General features: G+C 66.2%; 15 protein-coding genes and 1 other RNA gene. 9 read left to right on the forward strand and 7 right to left on the reverse strand.

Translation table 11 applies throughout. The features are described from left to right. Positions 1 to 151 precede the first annotated feature (151 nt). Positions 152 to 1,561 (forward strand): FAD-binding oxidoreductase, encoded by a 1,410-nt coding sequence (locus U8330_RS07075; protein ID WP_323104465.1) that lies wholly within the window; start codon positions 152 to 154, stop codon positions 1,559 to 1,561. Between the two features lie 154 nt (positions 1,562 to 1,715). Beyond that, positions 1,716 to 5,618: an AsmA-like C-terminal region-containing protein gene (locus U8330_RS07080; RefSeq protein WP_323104466.1), complete on the forward strand. Its 3,903-nt coding sequence runs from the start codon at positions 1,716 to 1,718 to the stop codon at positions 5,616 to 5,618. Positions 5,619 to 5,721: 103 nt separating this feature from the next. Here the strand turns inward: U8330_RS07080 and U8330_RS07085 are convergent, their stop codons facing one another. The 4 genes from U8330_RS07085 to ssrA all read right to left on the reverse strand — a co-directional run bounded on the left by U8330_RS07085 (position 5,722) and on the right by ssrA (position 7,319). Then, positions 5,722 to 5,961 carry a ribbon-helix-helix domain-containing protein gene (locus U8330_RS07085; RefSeq protein ID WP_323104467.1) on the reverse strand — a complete coding sequence of 80 codons (240 nt, stop codon included), beginning with the start codon at positions 5,959 to 5,961 and terminating at the stop codon, positions 5,722 to 5,724. Positions 5,962 to 6,055: 94 nt separating this feature from the next. After that, complete coding sequence (locus U8330_RS07090; protein WP_323104468.1) at positions 6,056 to 6,256, reverse strand: DUF4169 family protein; 201 nt, start codon at positions 6,254 to 6,256, stop codon at positions 6,056 to 6,058. Between the two features lie 8 nt (positions 6,257 to 6,264). Beyond that, on the reverse strand, positions 6,265 to 6,792 hold the full coding sequence (locus U8330_RS07095) for an SspB family protein (protein ID WP_323104469.1): 528 nt from the start codon (positions 6,790 to 6,792) through the stop codon (positions 6,265 to 6,267). A gap of 160 nt (positions 6,793 to 6,952) precedes the next feature. Next, positions 6,953 to 7,319, reverse strand: a transfer-messenger RNA (tmRNA) gene (gene ssrA, locus U8330_RS07100). Between the two features lie 161 nt (positions 7,320 to 7,480). On the opposite strand from ssrA, the gene U8330_RS07105 reads away from it, so the two are divergent. The 6 genes from U8330_RS07105 to U8330_RS07130 all read left to right on the forward strand — a co-directional run bounded on the left by U8330_RS07105 (position 7,481) and on the right by U8330_RS07130 (position 13,629). Next, entirely contained in the window at positions 7,481 to 8,275 is a 795-nt protein-coding gene (locus U8330_RS07105; RefSeq protein WP_323104470.1) for a thymidylate synthase, read from the forward strand. A gap of 1 nt (position 8,276) precedes the next feature. After that, positions 8,277 to 8,816 (forward strand): dihydrofolate reductase, encoded by a 540-nt coding sequence (locus U8330_RS07110; protein WP_323104472.1) that lies wholly within the window; start codon positions 8,277 to 8,279, stop codon positions 8,814 to 8,816. A gap of 193 nt (positions 8,817 to 9,009) precedes the next feature. Continuing rightward, a complete protein-coding gene (gene hflK / locus U8330_RS07115; protein ID WP_323104474.1) occupies positions 9,010 to 10,137 on the forward strand; it encodes an FtsH protease activity modulator HflK in 1,128 nt (375 codons plus the stop codon). After that, entirely contained in the window at positions 10,138 to 11,121 is a 984-nt protein-coding gene (locus U8330_RS07120; RefSeq protein ID WP_323104475.1) for a protease modulator HflC, read from the forward strand. It begins immediately after the preceding gene. Between the two features lie 219 nt (positions 11,122 to 11,340). Next, the gene (locus U8330_RS07125; protein ID WP_323104476.1) at positions 11,341 to 11,727 is read left to right on the forward strand and encodes an ACT domain-containing protein; all 387 of its coding nucleotides are present in this window, start codon (positions 11,341 to 11,343) and stop codon (positions 11,725 to 11,727) included. 267 nt (positions 11,728 to 11,994) lie between these two features. Continuing rightward, the gene (locus U8330_RS07130) at positions 11,995 to 13,629 is read left to right on the forward strand and encodes a DegQ family serine endoprotease (RefSeq protein WP_323104477.1); all 1,635 of its coding nucleotides are present in this window, start codon (positions 11,995 to 11,997) and stop codon (positions 13,627 to 13,629) included. On the opposite strand, the gene U8330_RS07135 is transcribed toward U8330_RS07130, so the two are convergent. Both U8330_RS07135 and serB read right to left on the reverse strand, forming a co-directional pair. Next, positions 13,610 to 14,221 (reverse strand): GNAT family N-acetyltransferase, encoded by a 612-nt coding sequence (locus tag U8330_RS07135; RefSeq protein ID WP_323104478.1) that lies wholly within the window; start codon positions 14,219 to 14,221, stop codon positions 13,610 to 13,612. The two genes, U8330_RS07130 and U8330_RS07135, sit on opposite strands and share 20 nt — an antisense overlap. Next, complete coding sequence (serB, locus tag U8330_RS07140) at positions 14,218 to 15,105, reverse strand: phosphoserine phosphatase SerB (RefSeq protein ID WP_323104479.1); 888 nt, start codon at positions 15,103 to 15,105, stop codon at positions 14,218 to 14,220. Before serB ends, U8330_RS07135 begins: the two co-directional genes overlap by 4 nt. Between serB and miaA the strand changes: the two genes are divergently transcribed. After that, positions 15,104 to 16,012: a tRNA (adenosine(37)-N6)-dimethylallyltransferase MiaA gene (miaA, locus tag U8330_RS07145; RefSeq protein WP_323104480.1), complete on the forward strand. Its 909-nt coding sequence runs from the start codon at positions 15,104 to 15,106 to the stop codon at positions 16,010 to 16,012. The two genes, serB and miaA, sit on opposite strands and share 2 nt — an antisense overlap. Here the strand turns inward: miaA and U8330_RS07150 are convergent. Then, the gene (locus U8330_RS07150; RefSeq protein ID WP_323104481.1) at positions 15,999 to 18,020 is read right to left on the reverse strand and encodes an ATP-binding protein; all 2,022 of its coding nucleotides are present in this window, start codon (positions 18,018 to 18,020) and stop codon (positions 15,999 to 16,001) included. The genes miaA and U8330_RS07150 overlap by 14 nt on opposite strands. Positions 18,021 to 18,176 lie beyond the last annotated feature (156 nt).

The following is an 18,176-nucleotide window of genomic DNA, read 5'->3' on the forward strand; positions in this document are numbered from 1 at the left end:
GGCTGTGTTTTCCTTGCGTCATCCATGGGACGAAAACCGAATGCAGTGCAGGAGGTGCTGGACAAAGTGATTCCGGTTCTTACAGTAGCGCCTTGATATTCCTGCAGGTCCGCCGCGACGACTGGGCCGCGGACGAAAGGCACCGAAACGGATGGCATTGAGTGCGATCAGGTCCGGCCTGCGCAACGAGACGGGCATTGCTGCGGCGCTCGCGGCGCTGGCTCCTCGCTTTGGCAACCGGCTGCAAACCGGCGAGGCGCTGCGCCGTCAGCACGCGCATTCGACCACCTATATTCCGGCGCAGCTTCCCGATGCCGTGATCTTCCCGGAGAGCGCCGCGGATGTCTGCGCCATCGTCGGCGTTGCGGCGGAGCACCGGGTGCCGCTGATTGCCTTCGGCACCGGGTCCTCGCTGGAAGGCCATGTCAATGCCCCGTCCGGCGGCCTCTCGCTCGACATGAGCCGCATGACCCGCGTCCTCTCCGTCAATCAGGGCGATCTCGACTGTACGGTGGAGCCCGGCATCACCCGCGAGGCGCTCAACACCGAGCTGCGGGCGACGGGCCTGTTTTTCCCTATCGATCCCGGCGCCAATGCCTCCATCGGCGGCATGGCCTCCACCCGCGCCTCTGGCACCAATGCCGTCCGCTACGGCACCATGCGGGAAAACGTGCTGGCCCTCAATGTCGTGACAGGGGACGGCCGGGAGATCACGACCGCGCGGCGGGCACGCAAGTCCTCGGCCGGCTACGACCTCACCCGGCTCTTCGTCGGCGCCGAAGGCACGCTCGGCATCATCACCGCCGTCACGCTCCGCCTGCATGGGATCCCGGACATGATCGCCGGCGGCGTCTGCCATTTTCCGACGATCGCGGACGCCTGCAATGCGGTGATCCTCACCATCCAGTCCGGCATTCCCGTTGCCCGCATCGAGCTGCTCGATGCCCTGCAGGTGAAAGCCTCCAACGCCTATTCCAATCTGTCCCTGCCCGAGACGCCGACCCTCTTCGTCGAGTTCCACGGGAGCCCCGAGGGCGTCGCGCTGCAATCGCAAGCCTTCGGCGAGATCGTGGCCGAGATGGGCGGGACGGATTTCAGCTGGACGTCGAATGCAGAGGAGCGGGCCGCTCTCTGGAAGGCGCGCCACAATGGCTATTGGGCGCAGCGCGCGCTGGCGCCGGGTCTCGCGATCCTCTCCACCGATGTGTGCGTGCCGATCTCGCGGCTGGCCGATTGCGTGACGGAAACGCAGGAGGACAGCATCGCGCATGGCTTGATCGCCCCGATCGTCGGCCATGCGGGCGACGGCAATTTCCACGTCGGCCTGTTGTTCAACGATGCCGATCCGGCTGCTCTCGCCGGGGCGGAAGCCTTTGTCGAGCGGCTGAACGCGCGGGCGCTGGCTATGGACGGAACCTGCACGGGCGAACACGGCATCGGTCAGGGCAAGATGCCCTTTCTCGAAGCCGAACTCGGTGGCGCGGTCGACCTCATGCGGCAGGTGAAGCGCGGCCTCGATCCGCAGAATATCTTTAACCCCGGCAAGATCTTCCGCCTATGAGCACGGCGATGTCCTCCTTCCCCCGCAGTGCGGGCTTCTCTCGTTCAGGCCAGGCGTGCCCGCCTGCGGCGCGGCTGTCTGGAAATCGTCCGACCGGCGCAGGGTCGGGTGAGTCTCGTCCTGCGCGCCCGGTCAGGAAGAAGGCGTAAGGCAGGTGCTGGCTCGACTCTTCGTCATTCTCGGTGGACTGGTGGTGGTCGCGCTCTTCGGCGCGCTGATCGCACCGCTGTTCATCGACTGGACGGATTTCCGCAAGGATTTCGAACGGGAAGCGAGCCGCATTCTCGGCCAGCCGGTCGTCGTGCATGGCAGCGTCGATGCGCGGCTTATTCCCTTTCCCTCCGTAACCTTGAGCGACGTTCGGGTCGGCGAGGCGGAAAGCGGCGAGCCGCTCGTGCAGGTCGCGAAATTCTCGATGGATGCCGAGCTCGCGCCGTTTCTGAGCGGCGAGGCGCTGATCTTCGACATGCGGCTGGAGCGGCCGCGGGCGCGCATGCAGCTTCTGCCGGATGGCACGCTCGACTGGGCGCGCGGCCGGCGTGCCGCCATCCCCGCCAAGACGGTCGTCCTGGAAAATGTCGAGGTGACCGATGGCGAGATCATTTTCGTCGATGAGCAGACCGGCCGCACCCGGCAGGTGACCGGGCTGAATGCCGATCTCGCCGCGCGCTCGCTGGCCGGCCCCTGGCGGATCGATGGCCGGGCGGCGCTCGACGGCGAGGCCGGCGCCTTCTCCATCACCACCAGCGAGGCGGACGAAGCGGGCAGCCTGCCGCTGCGCGCCCGGCTGACGCCTGATAAGCGCCCCTTCGGCGTCGATCTCGACGGCCAACTGAAGATCGCCGACTTCCGCCCCCTTTATGCCGGCCGGTTCACGCTGTTCGAAAACCAGCCGAACGCAGCGGACAAGACGGAGGCCGCCAAGGCCGAGGACCAGGCGGGCGCGCTGCGCATCAACGGCGAGTTCGAGCTGACCAACGAACGAATCCGCGTGCCTGACTACCGGCTGGAAGTAGGGCCGCGGGACGATCCTTACCTCGTCACCGGCGAAGCGACGCTCGACACCGGCAAGGTGCCGGAATTTCTGCTGTTGGCCGATGGTCAGCAGATCGATGTGAGCCGCATCGGCAATCGTGGCGAGGCGGGCAAGACGGGGCGCGATCCGGCGATCTCCGTGCGCCAGCGCCTGTCCGCCATGCTCAACATCCTCGCCGAGATCCCCATTCCGCAGGTGCCCGGTCGCGCGAGCTTGAAGCTTCCCGCCATCGTCATCGGCGATACGACTGTGCGCGACGTGCGGCTGGATTTCCGGCCGGATGGCGCTGGATGGCTGATCGACAATGCCGTGGCGCAACTTCCCGGCCGGACCTTGCTGGAAGCCAAGGGGCGGCTGAACCTGACCGGCCAGCGTGCTTTCCGCGGCGATCTGCTGCTTGCTTCCAACCAGCCTTCCGGCCTCGCCTCGTGGCTCGCCGGCTCCGTCGATCCGGCCATTCGCCGTCTGCGCACCGCCGGCTTCTCGGCCACCGTGAACCTGACGGACACGCTGCAGCAGTTCGAACGACTGGAAGTCGCCGCCGGCCCGGCGACGCTCAAGGGCCGCATCGAGCGCCAGTCGCTCAACGGCGTGCCGCCGACGCTGTCGATCCAGCTCAAGGGCAATCGTCTCGATCTCGAAGCCCTGCAGGCACTGACCGGGCTGGTGGCGGGCGATGCCTCCTACCAGACCCTTCTTGGCCATACGATCGCTGCCGATATCTCGGCCGAGACGCTGGTGGCGCTCGGCGAGGAGGCGCGGGACGTGCAATTCGTGGCGACGCTGAAGAACGGCCAGCTCCAGGCCGAGCGCGTGGCGATCGGCGATCTCGCCGGCGCGCAGCTGGCGCTGTCCGGCCGAATGAGCGGCGCGCTCGACGCGCCCGCCATTTCCGCGCGGATGAAGTTGGCCGCCGAGGACATGACCGATTTCTTCGCCATGATCGGCCGACACGCGCCGGATCATCCGGCGATCGCGCGTTTGGCCGGCAGCGGCGGCTATTACGGCAAGGCGGCGCTGGACGTGACGCTGACGGCCGGCGGCAACAATGGCACGGCACCGGTGATCTTCGGCGTCATCGGCACTGCCGGCGGCTCGCGCGTTGCCATCAACTATCAGGCGCCGAGCCTTTCCCAGGCGGCCACGGGTCAGGGGATCCTGCTGGAGGCGACGCTCGAAAACCCGTCCAGCCTCGTGCTGATCGGCCAGGCCGGCTTTGATCCGCTGCCCTTTGATACGGATGCGAACGGGCTGCTCTCGCTGAAGCTGCAGGGCACGGAGGGCGACCGTGCCAACGGCTCGCTGGTGTTCAACACCGAACGCAGCAGCTTCAACGCCACCGGCGAGGTGGATCTTTCGCGCGCCAACTTCCTGAACGGCCAGACGAAAATTGCGCTCGAGACCCGCGATCTCGAGCCCTTTCTGCTGGTGAAGGGCATCGCCCTGCCGCAGACGGGAACTGGGCTGCCGCTGACGCTGAAGAGCGACGTCACGGTTACGGGAGAAACGGTGGCGCTCACCAACCTGGAAGGGCGGGCCGACCGCAATGGCTTTACCGGCCAGCTGAGCTTCAACCGGCAGAAGCCGGGCGAGGGCAGCGGCCAGCTGTCGCTGGATACGCTCGACCTCGCCTATCTGGCCGAAGGCCTGCTCGGGCCGGTCGAGGCGCCGAATGGCGGCCTGCCAACGACGCCGATCATCGCGCCCGCCTGGCCCGACATGAACATGACGCTCGATCTGACCGCCAAGCAGTTTTGGCCGGGCCTGTTCGGCGCTGTCTCCAACCTCTCCAGCAAGGTGAGCTGGACCGGCGAGCAGGTGGATATGACCGAGGCGACCGGTGAATGGTTCGGCGGCAAGCTCACCGGCCGCCTGTCGCTCGGCAATGGCGGCGGCTCCGGTTTCCTGCAGTCGCGCCTCGATGTCACGGGCGCCGATCTTTCAGGACCGGTCTGGAAAGCCGCTGGCGGCCCGGTCGCAATGGGCAAGGCCGACCTGACCCTGGCGCTGGAAGCCTCCGGCGAGACGCTGCGGGCGATGGCGGAATCGATGAGCGGCTCCGGTTCCGCAACGCTGAACGGCCTGACGATCAAGGGCCTCAACACCGCTGCCCTGCCGGCGATCCTCGCCGCGGCCGATGGTCTGGACGGAGAAATTACCGCCGACGCGATCGATCCGCTCGTCCGGCCGCTGATCCTCAACGGCGAGGCGGCGCTCGGCACGGTTGAGGTGCCGTTCTCGATCGCCGGCGGAACGCTGCGGGCGCAGAATGTCGCGGCGGCCGATGCGGCCGCGACGGTGAGCGCCAGCCTCGATGCCGCACTGCCGGAAGAGACACTGGCCGGGAGCTTGCAACTGTCCTATCGCCCGGGCGATGCCGCCCTGGCCGGGGCGGAGCCACAGGTCATGCTCTCCTTCGCCGGCCCCATCGAGGCCCCGACGGTCAAGCTGGACACGGCCGATCTCGTCAACTTCCTTTCACTGCGCGCCTTCGAGCGTGAGCGGCGGCGCGTCGAGATCCTGCAGGGCAATGTGCTCGAAAAGCAGCGCCTGCGCCGCGAGGTTGCGCTCTACCGGGAAGTGACCGAACTGCGCGAGGCGGACCGGCTGCGCCAGATCGAGGAGACACGCCGCCGGCAGATCGCCGCCGAGCAGGCCGCACGTCAGGCTCTAGAGGAAAAGGCGCGGCAGGACGCCGAGGCCAAGGCCGCCGCCGCCGCGCGGGCCGCTGCCCAAGCGAAGGCGGAGGCCGAGGCGAAAGCGGCCGAAGCGCGCGAAGCGGCGCGCGCTGCCGCGGCCGCTGCCAGGAGTGCGGCGGCTGCCAGGCGCGCGGCGGAGGAAGCCGGGCAGGCCGCCGAGTCCGGCGCCCAGACGTCCCCGCTTCCGCCGGCCGAACGCGTGGAGCGCGGCGGCACGCTGGCCCCGCCTCTCGTCAATCCTACTCTGCCGCTGCCGGCGCCGTCATCGGTGCCCTCGCAGGATCCCACGCTGAACGGGCTGCCCGGCGTCGTCCCGCAATAGCGGACGTCAGTGTCGAACGCTGATCGGGCGTTGTTCCCGAACGCACAGGCTGCGCGCGACTGCCTCGAGCTGCAGCGACGACGCGAGATGGGGCGTCCGCGACCTAAGCGGTTTGACGTGATGTCGCGGAGGCGGCCTCGGTCTTGAGGGCAGCAAGCACATGAAGCCGCAGCGCGGAGGAGAGGTTGGTGCCGTCCGGGCGCTGATCGTCCACCTCGGCGATCAACCCGGCAAGCGGCAGGCCGCGCTGCCCGGCCAGGCGCTGCAGCTCCTGCCAGAACGCATCCTCCAGCGTGATGCTGGTGCGGTGGCCGTGCAGGGTCGTGGAATGTTTCTTCAGCATGTCGGTCGCCGGGCAGGGGTGGCGCATTCGGCCGATGAGCCATTCCCACGCCGGCTGCGGGACGCGATGCACCGGTCAGGCGCGCGCCTGCCGCTCACGCATCCTCGGCTCCGTCGCTACCCTCGCGCCGGCCCTGGTCGAGGGTGCGGGCGGCCTTCTCGTTCAGTGTGCGGGTCAGCGTTTTTTCGGCCTTTGTGCGGCCATGGGTCAGGCGGTTCTGCTCGGCGACGCGATCCTTCTCGGCCCGCGCCTTCTTTTTGCGCGCCTGGCGGAGATTGACGACGTCGCCGCTCATCGCTGCGATCAGTTCTTCTTGCGGAAGGCGTCGAGCGAGACGACGGACGCACCCGGCTTCTTGCCGTCCTCATCCGTCTCCGCACTCGGCTCTGCCTCGGTCGTCTCTTCGCTGCGCTCGACCGGGGCAACCGGATAGGCGGTCACCTCGGCACCGGCGGGCTCCTCTTCCTCGAAGGCGGCCACGTCGAACTCGAGCTCGAAATTGACGGACGGATCGTAGAAGCCACGGATGGCGTTGAAGGGGATCACCAGCTTTTCCGGCGTATCGGAGAAGGAAAGACCGATCTCGAACAACGAGTCCGTCACCTTTAGCTCCCAGAACTGGTGCTGGACGACGATCGTCATCTGCTCAGGATATTTGGCCTTCAGATGCTGGGAAATGCGCACGCCGGGCGCGCCGGTCAGGAAGGTGATGAAGAAATGATGGTCGCCGGGCAGATGACCCGTGGCCGCGACCTCACCCAGCACCTTCCGGATGACGCTGCGAAGCGCATCCTGCGCCAGAATGTCGTAGCGGATGTGATCCTGGCCCATAAGGTCCCCGTTTTCCTGTTCATGCCGTGCGGGACGCAGCCGGGCAAAGGCCGGGCATCCTGCGTCGTGTCACAAAGCATTTGCATTATTGATCGACGATTTCAAGGCGCAGGGCAGGTCAGGCGCGTGCGCGTCAGCGTCGGACAAGGGGAGGGAGAGAAGTGAAGGCTTCTGTTGCCAGGTGCCTTCGAACCCCGCCCAAGAGTGCGACCCCTTAGGACTTGATTTGAAGTGTCACACCGCCATTAGGCAGCGAGACGAGCTTCCGCATAGTTGTCGTTTGCAACTACTATTTTAGCCCGATAACGGTGGTACAATGCCGAGCAAAAGTTCGATCTTTACGCCCTTGTCGATCCTATTTCGCCCCCATCAAAAGCCGGTCTGAAAAGGACCGGACCGGTTTTTGGTGGAGGCGCCGGGTACCGCCCCCGGGTCCAATAGGTTTATTACACCGACAGTTTATTGCCATAGCTGAGCCGAAGACCAGCAGGAGAGATATAGGCGCTTTCGCGTGCGATGAAAAGGCCTTCGGTCCGCAATCCTCGCAAGGCGGGACCGATTGTTGTTGAAACCTCGAGAGCTCGATCTCCGCAATCACGATTCTCCATCGACTCTCTAAGCTGTTCGCTTATAGGCTCGCCCTGTCGGGCGCAGCGGACGCGTGCGACTTCTTCCGGAGTGCCTTGTCATGAAGACCTATCTCGACCTGCTGTCCCATGTGCTGGAGAATGGCAGCGACCGCGGCGATCGGACAGGGACGGGCACGCGCTCGATCTTCGGCTACCAGATGCGCTATGATCTGGCGGCCGGCTTCCCGCTGCTCACCACGAAGAGGCTGCATGTCCGCTCGATCATCCACGAGCTGCTCTGGTTCCTGCGCGGGGATACCAACATTGCCTATCTGCATGAACACGGCGTGCGGATCTGGGACGAATGGGCGGACGAGAACGGCGATCTCGGTCCGGTCTATGGCGCACAATGGCGCTCCTGGCCGGCGGCCGATGGCCGATCGATCGACCAGATCGCCAATCTGATCGAGGCGATCAAGACCACCCCCAATTCCCGCAGGCTGATCGTCTCTGCCTGGAACCCGGCGCTGGTCGAGGAGATGGCGCTGCCGCCCTGCCATTGCCTGTTCCAGTTCTATGTTTCGGATGGAAGGCTCTCCTGCCAGCTCTACCAGCGCTCCGGCGATATATTCCTCGGCGTGCCCTTCAACATCGCCTCCTACGCGCTGTTGACGATGATGGTGGCGCAGGTGACCGGGTTGAAGCCGGGCGAGTTCATCCACACGCTCGGCGACGCGCATCTTTACAGCAATCATTTCGACCAGGCGCGCGAGCAGCTGACCCGCACGCCGAAGCCCCTGCCGACCATGCATCTCAATCCGGCGGTCCACGATCTCTTTGCCTTCCGCTTCGAGGACTTCACGCTCACCGGCTACGAGGCCGATGCGCCTATCCGCGCGCCCGTGGCCGTTTAGGATGAGCGAAGCCGAAATCTCCGTCGTCATCGTCGTGGCCGCCGCGCGCAATGGTGTGATCGGCCGCGACGGCGCCATGCCCTGGCGCCTCCCGACCGATCTCAAACATTTCAAGGCGCTGACGCTGGGCAAACCGGTCGTCATGGGGCGCAAGACCTTCGAGTCGCTGGGCCGGCCGCTGCCCGGCCGCGCCAACATCGTCGTCAGCCGCCAGGCAGACTACGCGCCCGACGGCGTCGATGTGGCACCGGACCTCGACACCGCGCTGACGCTCGCCGCCGAGCGGGCCCGCGCTGCTCTGGTGACGGAGATCTGCGTGATCGGCGGCGGCACGATCTATGCGCAGGCACTGGCAAAGGCCGACCGGATCGAGCTTACCCGCGTCGAGGCGGAGATCGAGGGCGACACGGTCTTCGCTGCCATCGACGAGACACAGTTCGAGCGGATCGCCGCGCAGCCGCTGACGCGGGGCGAGAAGGACAGCCACGCGATGACCATCGAGACCTACACGCGGCACGCGCCGGCGACGCCGCGCGGCTGAGCGACGGCCAGGTCTCTGCGGGGACGCTCGGCCGCCGCTGCCGCCATTTGCCTGCCATGCGTGGAACTATTTTCACCTCTAACGGCGAAGTGAGAGGGAGTCGCGTTGAAAGGGCATTTCCGGCTCCCTATAAAGTGAACAGCCTCGCTGGTCCCGACCTGCGGGTGGGGAGTAACCAACAAACGAGGTATGAATGCCCTGGAGCAATCAGAATGGCGGCGGCGGCCCATGGGGTGGCGGCGGCGGCAATGGTGGCGGCGGTAACAAGGGCCCCTGGGGCCAGGGACCGAATCGTCCGCGCGGTGGCGGCAATGGCCGTGGCCCGGGCGGTCCGCCGGACCTGGAGGAGATTCTCCGCCGGGGACAGAACCAGCTGAAAAACGTCATTCCCGGCGGCTTCAATGGCGGCGTCTTCGTCATCGTCGCGCTGTTGATCGTGGCCTTCTTCCTCGTCAATTCGATCTACACCGTCCAGCCGGACGAGCGTGGCGTCGAGATGCGCTTCGGCAAGCCGAAGGACGAAATTTCCATGCCGGGGCTGCACTTCCATCTGTGGCCGCTTGAAACGGTGGAGATCGTCAAGGTCACCGAGCAGCAGCAGTCGATCGGCGGCCGCGGTGCCGGCGGCGACGGCTCCAATGCCGGCCTGATGCTGACCGGCGACCAGAACATCGTCAACGTCCAGTTCTCGGTGCTGTTCTCGGTGACCGACCCCAAGGCCTATCTGTTCAATGTCGAGGATCCGGCCAACACGCTGCGGCAGGTTTCCGAAAGCGCGATGCGCGAAGTCGTCGGCCGTCGTCCGGCACAGGATATTTTCCGTGATAATCGCCAGGCGATCGCCGAGGACGTGAAGACCACGATCCAGGTGACCATGGATGCCTATGGGTCCGGCATTTCGGTCAATACCGTCGCGATCGAGGATGCAGCACCGCCGCGCGAAGTGGCCGATGCCTTCGACGAGGTCCAGCGCGCCGAGCAGAACGAAGACCAGTATGTCGAGCAGTCGAACCAGTATGCCAACCAGGTTCTGGGTGGCGCACGCGGTCAGGCGGCCCAGCTGCGCGAAGAGGCGGCAGCCTACAAGAACCGGATCGTGCAGGAAGCCCAGGGTGAGGCGCAGCGCTTCATCTCTGTCTACAATGCCTATTCGCAGGCGCCCGACGTGACCCGCAAGCGGCTCTATCTGGAAACCATGCAGGGCGTGCTCGGCAAGTCGAAGAAGGTCATTCTCGACGAGTCCGGCAACCAGGGCGTTCTGCCCTATCTGCCCTTGACCGAAATCGGCCGTCCGGCCCCCCAGACCGGCGGAGCCCAGTAAATGTCGAACCGTTTTCCCGCCCTTCTCATCGCCCTCGGCGTGCTGCTGATCATCGGCTATTCCTCGATCTTCGTCGTGAACGAGCGTCAGCAGGCCGTCGTCGTCCGCTTCGGTCAGATCCAGGATGTGAAGACCGAGCCCGGTCTCTACTTCAAGCTGCCCTTCGGCTTCATGGATGCCGACCGGGTGCAGTATGTCGAGGATCAGGCGTTGCGCTTCGATCTCGACAACATCCGCGTCCAGGTCTCCGACGGCAAGTTCTATGAGGTGGACGCCTTCGTCGTCTATCGGATCGCCGATCCACGCCGCTTCCGCGAAACCGTTTCCGGCGACCGGGAATCGGCCGAATCGCGGCTGCGGACCCGTCTCGACAGTTCGTTGCGCCGGGTTTACGGTCTGCGTGGCTTCGAGGCGGCCCTGTCGGAAGAGCGCGCAGCCATGATGCGCGAAGTACGCACCGACCTGAAGCCCGATGCCGAGTCGCTTGGCCTCGACATTCAGGACGTCCGCATCCGCCGCACTGATCTCAACCAGGAAGTCTCGCAGCAGACCTATGACCGCATGCGCGCCGAGCGTCTGGCCCAGGCCGAGCTGATCCGTGCCCGTGGTAACGAAGAAAGCCAGCGTCGCCGCGCGATTGCCGACCGTCAGGTGGTCGAAATCGTTGCCGATGCCCAGCGCGATGCCGAAGTGCTGCGCGGTGAAGGCGAAGCCGACCGCACGCGGATCTTCGGCGACGCGTTCCAGCGCGATCCGGCCTTCTTCGAGTTCTATCGCTCGATGACCGCCTATTCACAGGCGATCGGCAGTCCGGACACGACGCTGGTCATCTCGCCGGACTCGGAGTTCTTCCGCTACTTCAACAGCTCCGACGGCACGCCGACGCCGCCCGCTGCACCGGCTGCCGGCCCTGCCGCCGCGGCACCGCAGGCGCCCGCCGGCGCTCCGGCTCTGGCACCCGCCAATCCCGCGCCGGCCAATTGAGCCGGGTCGGCGTATGAACCTCGAAAGGCCGGCCCTGCGCCGGCCTTTTTCATGATCTTCGCCATCCTGCCTGCTCCGAAAGGAGGGGCTTGAGGGCGAGGAGGCGGGCTGGTAAATGGCCAGCGGGCGCAGACAGTGCGCCATCAAGCCATCGACGGCGCACGCCGCGCCGCCGCTGGAGCGCAACCGGGCAGGATGCGGCTCCCCGCGAGGAAATTCATGTCACGCAAATTGCTGATCCGTCTGGTCGAAGCCGAATATGCGATCATCCGGCTGAACGTCGGCACGCCGATCCCGGAATGGCTTCCGGGACCCGGCTTCTGGGCCGTGTCGAGCTCGCGCGAGGAAATGACGCTCGTTTGCCGTGCCGCCCGCGTCCCGACCAGCGTCATCTCCTCCAACGGCTGGCGCTGCCTGCGCATCGAGGAGCATTTCGCCTTCGACATTCCGGGCATTCTCTCCTCGGTGCTGCAGCCGCTGTCGGCGGCAGGCGTCGGGCTTTTTGCCAGTTCCACGTTCTCGACCGACTATGTTTTCATTCTCGAATCGGATGTGGACAAGGCGCTCGCCGCGTTGAAGGCGCATGGGCACGAGGTAACGCTGTAAGTCCGTGGGAGCGGACCAGCCGATCGCGGCATCGGTGAAAGCGAAATGCGGGCATAACGAAAAGATGACTGGACGGGGCAGGGCCCCGCCTTATCTTCACCGCATGATCAGCCTGTGCTCCGCGTCGCATGCATTTTCGAACGCGGCCTGCCACGGCGACGTGGCGAAGGGGTGCCGCTGGGGCTTTCGCTTCATGGCGCGTTTTTCTAATCTCGTCCGCACTTCGCGATCGCGGCCGCTGCATCATCTTGCGAACATGAGGACCCCATGGGATCGACTTTCCGCCTGAGCTTCACCCGGTCGCTCGTCGCCGGTCTTTCGGCCGTTCTCGCTGGCGGAACGGTCCTGCCGGCCGCAGCCCAGATGGCGCCGCCTGCCAATGTGGTTCCGCCCGCCCCGGCACCCGCTGCGCCGCCGGCAGCCCCGGAGGCTCTTCCCGCACCGCCTTCAGCCGCCGCGCCGCAGATCAAGGTGCCGCCGGCCATGATGCAGGGGCCGGCCTCGGTTGCCGATCTTGCCGCCGGCCTGCTCGACGCGGTCGTCAACATCTCCACCTCGCAGAACGTGAAATCCGACGACGAAGCGCCGATGCCGAAGGTGCCTGAGGGCTCGCCCTTCCAGGATTTTTTCGATGAATTCTTCAAGGGGCAGGGCGGCAGCGGTCCGCAAAGCCGCAAGGTGGAATCGCTCGGCTCCGGCTTCGTCATCGATCCCGCCGGATACATCGTCACCAACAACCACGTCATCGAGGGCGCCGACGACATCGAGGTCAATTTCGCCAACGGCTCGAAACTGAAGGCCAAGCTGATCGGCACGGACACCAAGACTGACCTGGCGCTTCTAAAGGTGGAGCCGAAGAAGCCGCTGACGGCGGTGCCCTTCGGCGACAGCCGCGCCATGCGTATCGGCGACTGGGTGATGGCGATCGGCAACCCGTTCGGCCTCGGCGGAACGGTCACCGTCGGCATCATTTCGGCCCGCGGCCGCAACATCAATGCCGGCCCCTACGACAATTTCATCCAGACCGACGCCGCCATCAACCGCGGCAATTCCGGCGGACCGCTCTTCAACATGAAGGGCGAGGTCATCGGCATCAACACCGCCATCATCTCGCCCTCCGGCGGTTCGATCGGCATCGGCTTTTCCGTGCCGACGGAGCTGGCGCAGAATGTCGTCGGCCAGCTGCGCGAATTCGGCGAAACCCGCCGCGGCTGGCTCGGCGTGCGCATCCAGCCGGTCACCGATGACATTGCCGAGAGCCTGAAGATGGACACGGCCCGTGGCGCCCTCGTCTCCGGCATCATCGAAGGCGGGCCGATCGCCAATGGCGAGATCAAGGCAGGCGACGTCATCGTGAAGTTCGACGGGCGGGATGTGGTGGAAATGCGCGACCTGCCGCGTGTGGTGGCGGAGAGCCCGGTCGGCAAGGCGGTCGATGTGGTGATCCTGCGCGACGGCAAGGAGCAGACGGTCAAGGTCACGCTCGGCCGGCTCGAGAACAATGACGAGGCTGCCTCCGACGAGCCCGCGGCCCCTGGAGCGGGGGAAGGCACGGAGGAAGGTACGGATCAGGCCGAGCCGCCGGCCGCCACCCTGCCGGCCGCCGATGTCGTGCTCGGCATGACGCTGGCCACGCTCGATGATGCCAGCCGCAAGACCTATGAGATCGCCGCCGATATCGAGGGCGTCGTGGTCACCGACGTGGCGGCCGGATCTCCGGCGGCCGAGCGACGCATCGTCGCCGGCGATGTCATCGTCGAGATCGGCCAGGAAGCGATGAAGACGCCAGAGGATGTGTCGGCGCGCATCGAGGAGCTGAAGGGTGACGGGCGTCGCAACACGCTCGTCATGGTATCGAACAAGACCGGGGAACTGCGCTTCGTCAGCCTGCGCCTGGAATAGACGGGGTGCCAATCTGCAGGCCGCCCCGCGTGGCAGCCGGCCGCTGCTCGGCCCAGCGCCCTGCAGTGAGGCTGTGAAAGAGGTGACGCTTGAGATGCGCGTGGCTGTCCGGCACGCGCGGATGGTCGAAATCCCGGCTTTCGTCCCGTTGAAAGTCGAGACGCCGCATGACGGCCAGCGAGCGCTGATTGTCGGGGACGGCGAAAGAGACGATTTCGGGAAGGGCGAACCGGGTAAAGCCGAGGCGCAGCAAGGCTTCTGCAGCTTCCGTGACAAAGCCCTTGCCCCAAGAGGGGCGCGCCAGCCGCCAGCCGATCTCGACCATCTCCGCCGGGAACAGCGGCGCGAGATGGGCATCGGCGAGACCGCACATGCCGATCGGCGCATCGCTTTCCTTCTCGGCCAGGGCGAACCAGCCTCGCCCCGTCTGCGCGATCGTTGCCGCGCAGCGATCCATCATGGCATCCGCCTCGTCCCTGGTGCGACGAGTAGCAAAGAAGGTAATCACCTCGGGATCGCTGTTGATCGTGTGAAAGAGCGCCCGGTCTGCCTCTCGCCAGTTTCGGAGCCGCAGCCGCTCGGTCTCGATCATCCGACAAAATCCGTCTTGCGATAGCCCTGCAGGTAGAGGAGCGCCGTCAGGTCGCCATGGTCGATCCTCAGCTTGGCCTGAGCTGCCACGGTGGGCTTTGCATGCAGCGCCACGCCCGAGCCCGCCCGCTGGATCATGCCGAGATCATTGGCGCCATCGCCGACGGCCATCGCCTCGTCCGGCGTGATGCCGAGCCGCGATCCGATGTCTTCAAGCGCGTCGACCTTCGCCTGCTTGCCGAGGATCGGTCGGGCGACGTCGCCGGTCAGATGGCCGTCCGCCTCGATCAGCCGGTTGGCGCGGTGTTCATCGAAGCCGAGCCGGGCGGCGATCGGTCCGGTAAAGACCGTGAAGCCGCCGGAAACCAGCGCCGTATAGCCGCCCTTCGCCTTCATCGTGGCGATCAGTTGCTGGCCGCCGGGCGTCAGTGTGATGCGACGGGCGATCACCTCGTCGACGACGGCGGCAGGCAGGCCCTTGAGAAGCGCGACGCGCTCGATCAGCGCGGGCTCGAAGGCGATCTCGCCATTCATGGCGCGGGCGGTGATCCCGGCCACCTGTTCCTTGAGGCCGACTTCGGCCGCCAGCTCGTCGATACATTCCTGGCCGATCATGGTGGAATCCATGTCGGCGATCAGCAGGCGCTTGCGCCGGGTTTCCGCCACCTGCACCGCCACATCGACCGGCTGCCCCGCGATCGCGTCGCGCAGCGCCGCCTCGGCCTCGGCGGCATCCACGCCGTCGCGCAGCGCGATGTCGCAGGCAATGCCATCGGCAAGCCAGTAGAGACCGGCGGCCTCTACCGCCGCTGCAGCGCGCTCGCCAAGGGCGGGGCTCAGCACCGGATTTGACGGAGCGGCGACAAGCGTGGCAACGAGAGCCATGGCAATTACCCTTGAAACTGGACAGGACGCGATCCTGATAACCGGGCCGACCGCCAGCGGCAAGTCGGCGCTCTCGCTCGATCTCGCCGCGCGCTATGGCGGCGTGGTGATCAACGCCGACAGCATGCAGGTCTACGACACGCTGCGCATTCTGACCGCGCGCCCCTCGGACAGGGAGATGGCCGGGATCGAGCACCGGCTCTACGGCCATGTGCCGGCCAGCGAGACCTATTCCACCGGTGCCTGGACCCGCGATCTTGCGCCGGTTCTCGACGAGATCCGCGAACGGAACCGGCTGCCGATCATCATCGGCGGCACGGGGCTCTACTTCAAGGCCTTGACGGGCGGCCTGTCCGCCATGCCCCCCGTGCCGGCCGCATTGCGCGAGGCGCTGCGGGCGGAACTCGCGGCGCAGGGCGCCGCCGCTCTTCACGATGCGCTTTCGCGCGACGATGCAGAGGCGGCGGCGCGGATCAGGCCGGGGGACGGGCAGCGGATCCTGCGCGCGCTGGAGGTGAAGCGCGCCAGCGGGCGCTCCATCCTGGCCTTTCAGGCCGAAAGCGGTCCGGTGCTGGTCGATCCGGATCGGGCGCTGAAGCTGGTGGTCGAGCCGGAGCGGGCGCTGCTCCGCCAGCGGATCGATCGGCGCTTTTCGACCATGCTGGAGGAGGGGGCGGTCGAGGAGGTGAAGCGCGTGCTGGCGCTCGAGCTTTCTCCGGACCTGCCCGTCATGAAAGCGATCGGCGTGCCGCAGATCGCTGCCATGCTGGCCGGGACAATGACGCGCGAGCAGGTGGTAAAAACGGCATCGGCCGCCACGCGCCAGTATGCCAAGCGGCAGATGACCTGGTTCCGCAACCAGCTTGGCCCGGACTGGATCCGCGTCGATCCCGCTACTTGCGGATGATGCTGCCGAGCGGCTTTTTCAACAGGCTCTCGCGCAGCGAGGACGGGCGGTGGGGCGGAGGGTCCGTCTCGTCCGGCGGCGGCGTGCGGTGCAACGGGCGATCCTCCATCCGCCGCGGCGTCGCGTCTTCGCTCAGCAGCTGGTTGCGGATCTGATTGAACCGGCCGAGCTGCGGATGCGCCGGCGGATCTCCCTGTGGCAGAAGGTCATGGCGGAAGACCTCTGGCCTCGGCGACGGCGCCGAGGCCGGCGGCGGGACGATGGCGCGCTCCGGCGCGTGCTGCGGATGGGCGACTGCCGGGGCGATGGCCGGCTCCTGCGGCTGAAAGGCCGCCGTCTCCGGCGCGGAGATCGAGCGCATGCGGGCGACGATTGTCCGCAAATCGACGGTGGCCGGCGTGTCGTCGGACAGCTTCATCGAGAAGCCGCTGGCCTTGGGCAGTTCGCTGTCCTTGACCCGCTTGAACCGCATGCGCATCGGCACGGCGACCGCTTCGCCGAACGCGATCGCCTCGCCGTTGCCGATCGAGGAGATGAAGCTGGTCGTCGAGATCGACGAATTGGGAATGGCCGAGCGGATGATCTCCTGGTCGAGCTCGTTCGACAGGCGCATGGCGAAGACGGTGGAGCATTGCGACAGGATGGTCGGATCGAGCTCGCCCGGGCGCTGGGTGATGATGCCGAGCGAAACGCCGTATTTGCGGCCTTCCTTGGCAATGCGGGCGATGGCCTGGCGGGTCGGCACGAAGCCCAGCGCCGGATCGGCGGGCACATAGCGGTGCGCCTCTTCGCAGACGACGAGCATATGCACGCCGCCATTGCTCCACAGGCCGATTTCGAAGGCCATGCGGCAGAGAACGGAGGCGACGGAATTCACCACCTCGGAGGGGATGCCGCCGAGCTGGAAGGTGGTCAGCGGCCGGCCATCGCCAGGCACCCGGAAGATCCGGCCGATCGTGTCGAGGATCGTGTCGGTGATCGTGTTGGAGGAGAACATGAAGCCGTAGCGCGGATCGTTGATCGCCGCGGTGATGCGCACTTTCAGCGAACGCAGGCTCGGCTTCTCGGTCCGTCCCTCAAGCCGTCCGATCCGCTCGTCGATCAGCGCCAGCACATCGGCGATGCGGTAGGGAACGGGCGTATCGGCCGTGATCGAGCTCTTTTCCGTCGGTCGTCTCATCAGCGCAGTGTCGCCACCCCCCTTGAAGGCGCGTTTGGCCTCGGGGATGACGTCGCGCAGGATGTCGAGCTCCTCGGGCACCGGCGGGCGGCCGCGGAACACCACTTCGGCGAACTCCTCCAGCCGCATCAGCCAGAAGGGCAGGTCGAGCGTGTCGGTGTCGATGACCACGGCTTCCGTCGGGAAGGCGGCGGCGAACTCGTTGTGCGGATCGAGGATCAGAACCCGCAGCTTCGGATCGGCGGCGAGCGCCTTGCGCAGCAACAGCGCCACGGCGGTCGACTTGCCGACGCCGGTGGTGCCGACAATGGCGAAATGCTTGGACAACATGGAGGGCACATGGATCGAGGCGTCGATCGTCTCGTCCTGGGTGAGCGTCCCGATGACGCAGCTGTCGAGACGGCCGCTGTCATAGACGCGCGCGAGGTCGGCCGAGCGGATGCGGTGGGCGATGGCGCCGAGATAGGGAAAGCGGCTGATGCCGGCCGAGAAGCGCTCCTCGCCTTCCGGGCTGACATAGACTTCGCCCAAAAGCTCGACATCGATATGGATGATGTTGTCCGCATGCTCGGCCCAGGCCTGATCGTCCGTGCGCATGGAATTGACCAGCGCCACGACGCGGTTGGAGCCGACGCTGATCGAGACCAGGCGACCGACCGACCAGAGTTCCGACATGGTCGTCTCGCCGTTCTCGGCGGTGGCGGCGATGGTGGCGCGGGACCCGCTGCACGCGATCACGCGACCCAGGAATCGGTTCCCGCGTGCAATCGCGTCACGACGGTCCTGCTCGCCCGCCTGGCTCGATGTCTGGAGATCAGTATTGCGCAAGGGGCTCACCTGTTGTCAGGCTTGATGATAGGGCAGGCGTTTTAACAAGGCGTTTCCGCGGTTTACGAAGTTCAGGCCGATTTGCACCTTTGTTGGCTCACGTCAAAAGACGTTGACGGCGCCTTTCAATCCGGTTAACACTGCGCCCCATGACGA

The sequence above is a fragment of the Rhizobium sp. CC-YZS058 genome, assembly GCF_034720595.1.
Classification (GTDB): domain Bacteria; phylum Pseudomonadota; class Alphaproteobacteria; order Rhizobiales; family Rhizobiaceae; genus Ferranicluibacter.

Coding starts and splice junctions, on each gene's coding strand:
- U8330_RS07075 (WP_323104465.1), top strand. CDS start 152: ATGGCATTGAGTGCGATCAGGTCCGGCCTGCGCAACGAGACGGGCATT.
- U8330_RS07085 (WP_323104467.1), bottom strand. CDS start 5,961: ATGCTGAAGAAACATTCCACGACCCTGCACGGCCACCGCACCAGCATC.
- U8330_RS07090 (WP_323104468.1), bottom strand. CDS start 6,256: ATGAGCGGCGACGTCGTCAATCTCCGCCAGGCGCGCAAAAAGAAGGCG.
- U8330_RS07095 (WP_323104469.1), bottom strand. CDS start 6,792: ATGGGCCAGGATCACATCCGCTACGACATTCTGGCGCAGGATGCGCTT.
- U8330_RS07105 (WP_323104470.1), top strand. CDS start 7,481: ATGAAGACCTATCTCGACCTGCTGTCCCATGTGCTGGAGAATGGCAGC.
- U8330_RS07110 (WP_323104472.1), top strand. CDS start 8,277: ATGAGCGAAGCCGAAATCTCCGTCGTCATCGTCGTGGCCGCCGCGCGC.
- hflK (WP_323104474.1), top strand. CDS start 9,010: ATGCCCTGGAGCAATCAGAATGGCGGCGGCGGCCCATGGGGTGGCGGC.
- U8330_RS07120 (WP_323104475.1), top strand. CDS start 10,138: ATGTCGAACCGTTTTCCCGCCCTTCTCATCGCCCTCGGCGTGCTGCTG.
- U8330_RS07125 (WP_323104476.1), top strand. CDS start 11,341: ATGTCACGCAAATTGCTGATCCGTCTGGTCGAAGCCGAATATGCGATC.
- U8330_RS07130 (WP_323104477.1), top strand. CDS start 11,995: ATGGGATCGACTTTCCGCCTGAGCTTCACCCGGTCGCTCGTCGCCGGT.
- U8330_RS07135 (WP_323104478.1), bottom strand. CDS start 14,221: ATGATCGAGACCGAGCGGCTGCGGCTCCGAAACTGGCGAGAGGCAGAC.
- miaA (WP_323104480.1), top strand. CDS start 15,104: ATGGCAATTACCCTTGAAACTGGACAGGACGCGATCCTGATAACCGGG.
- serB (WP_323104479.1), bottom strand. CDS start 15,105: ATGGCTCTCGTTGCCACGCTTGTCGCCGCTCCGTCAAATCCGGTGCTG.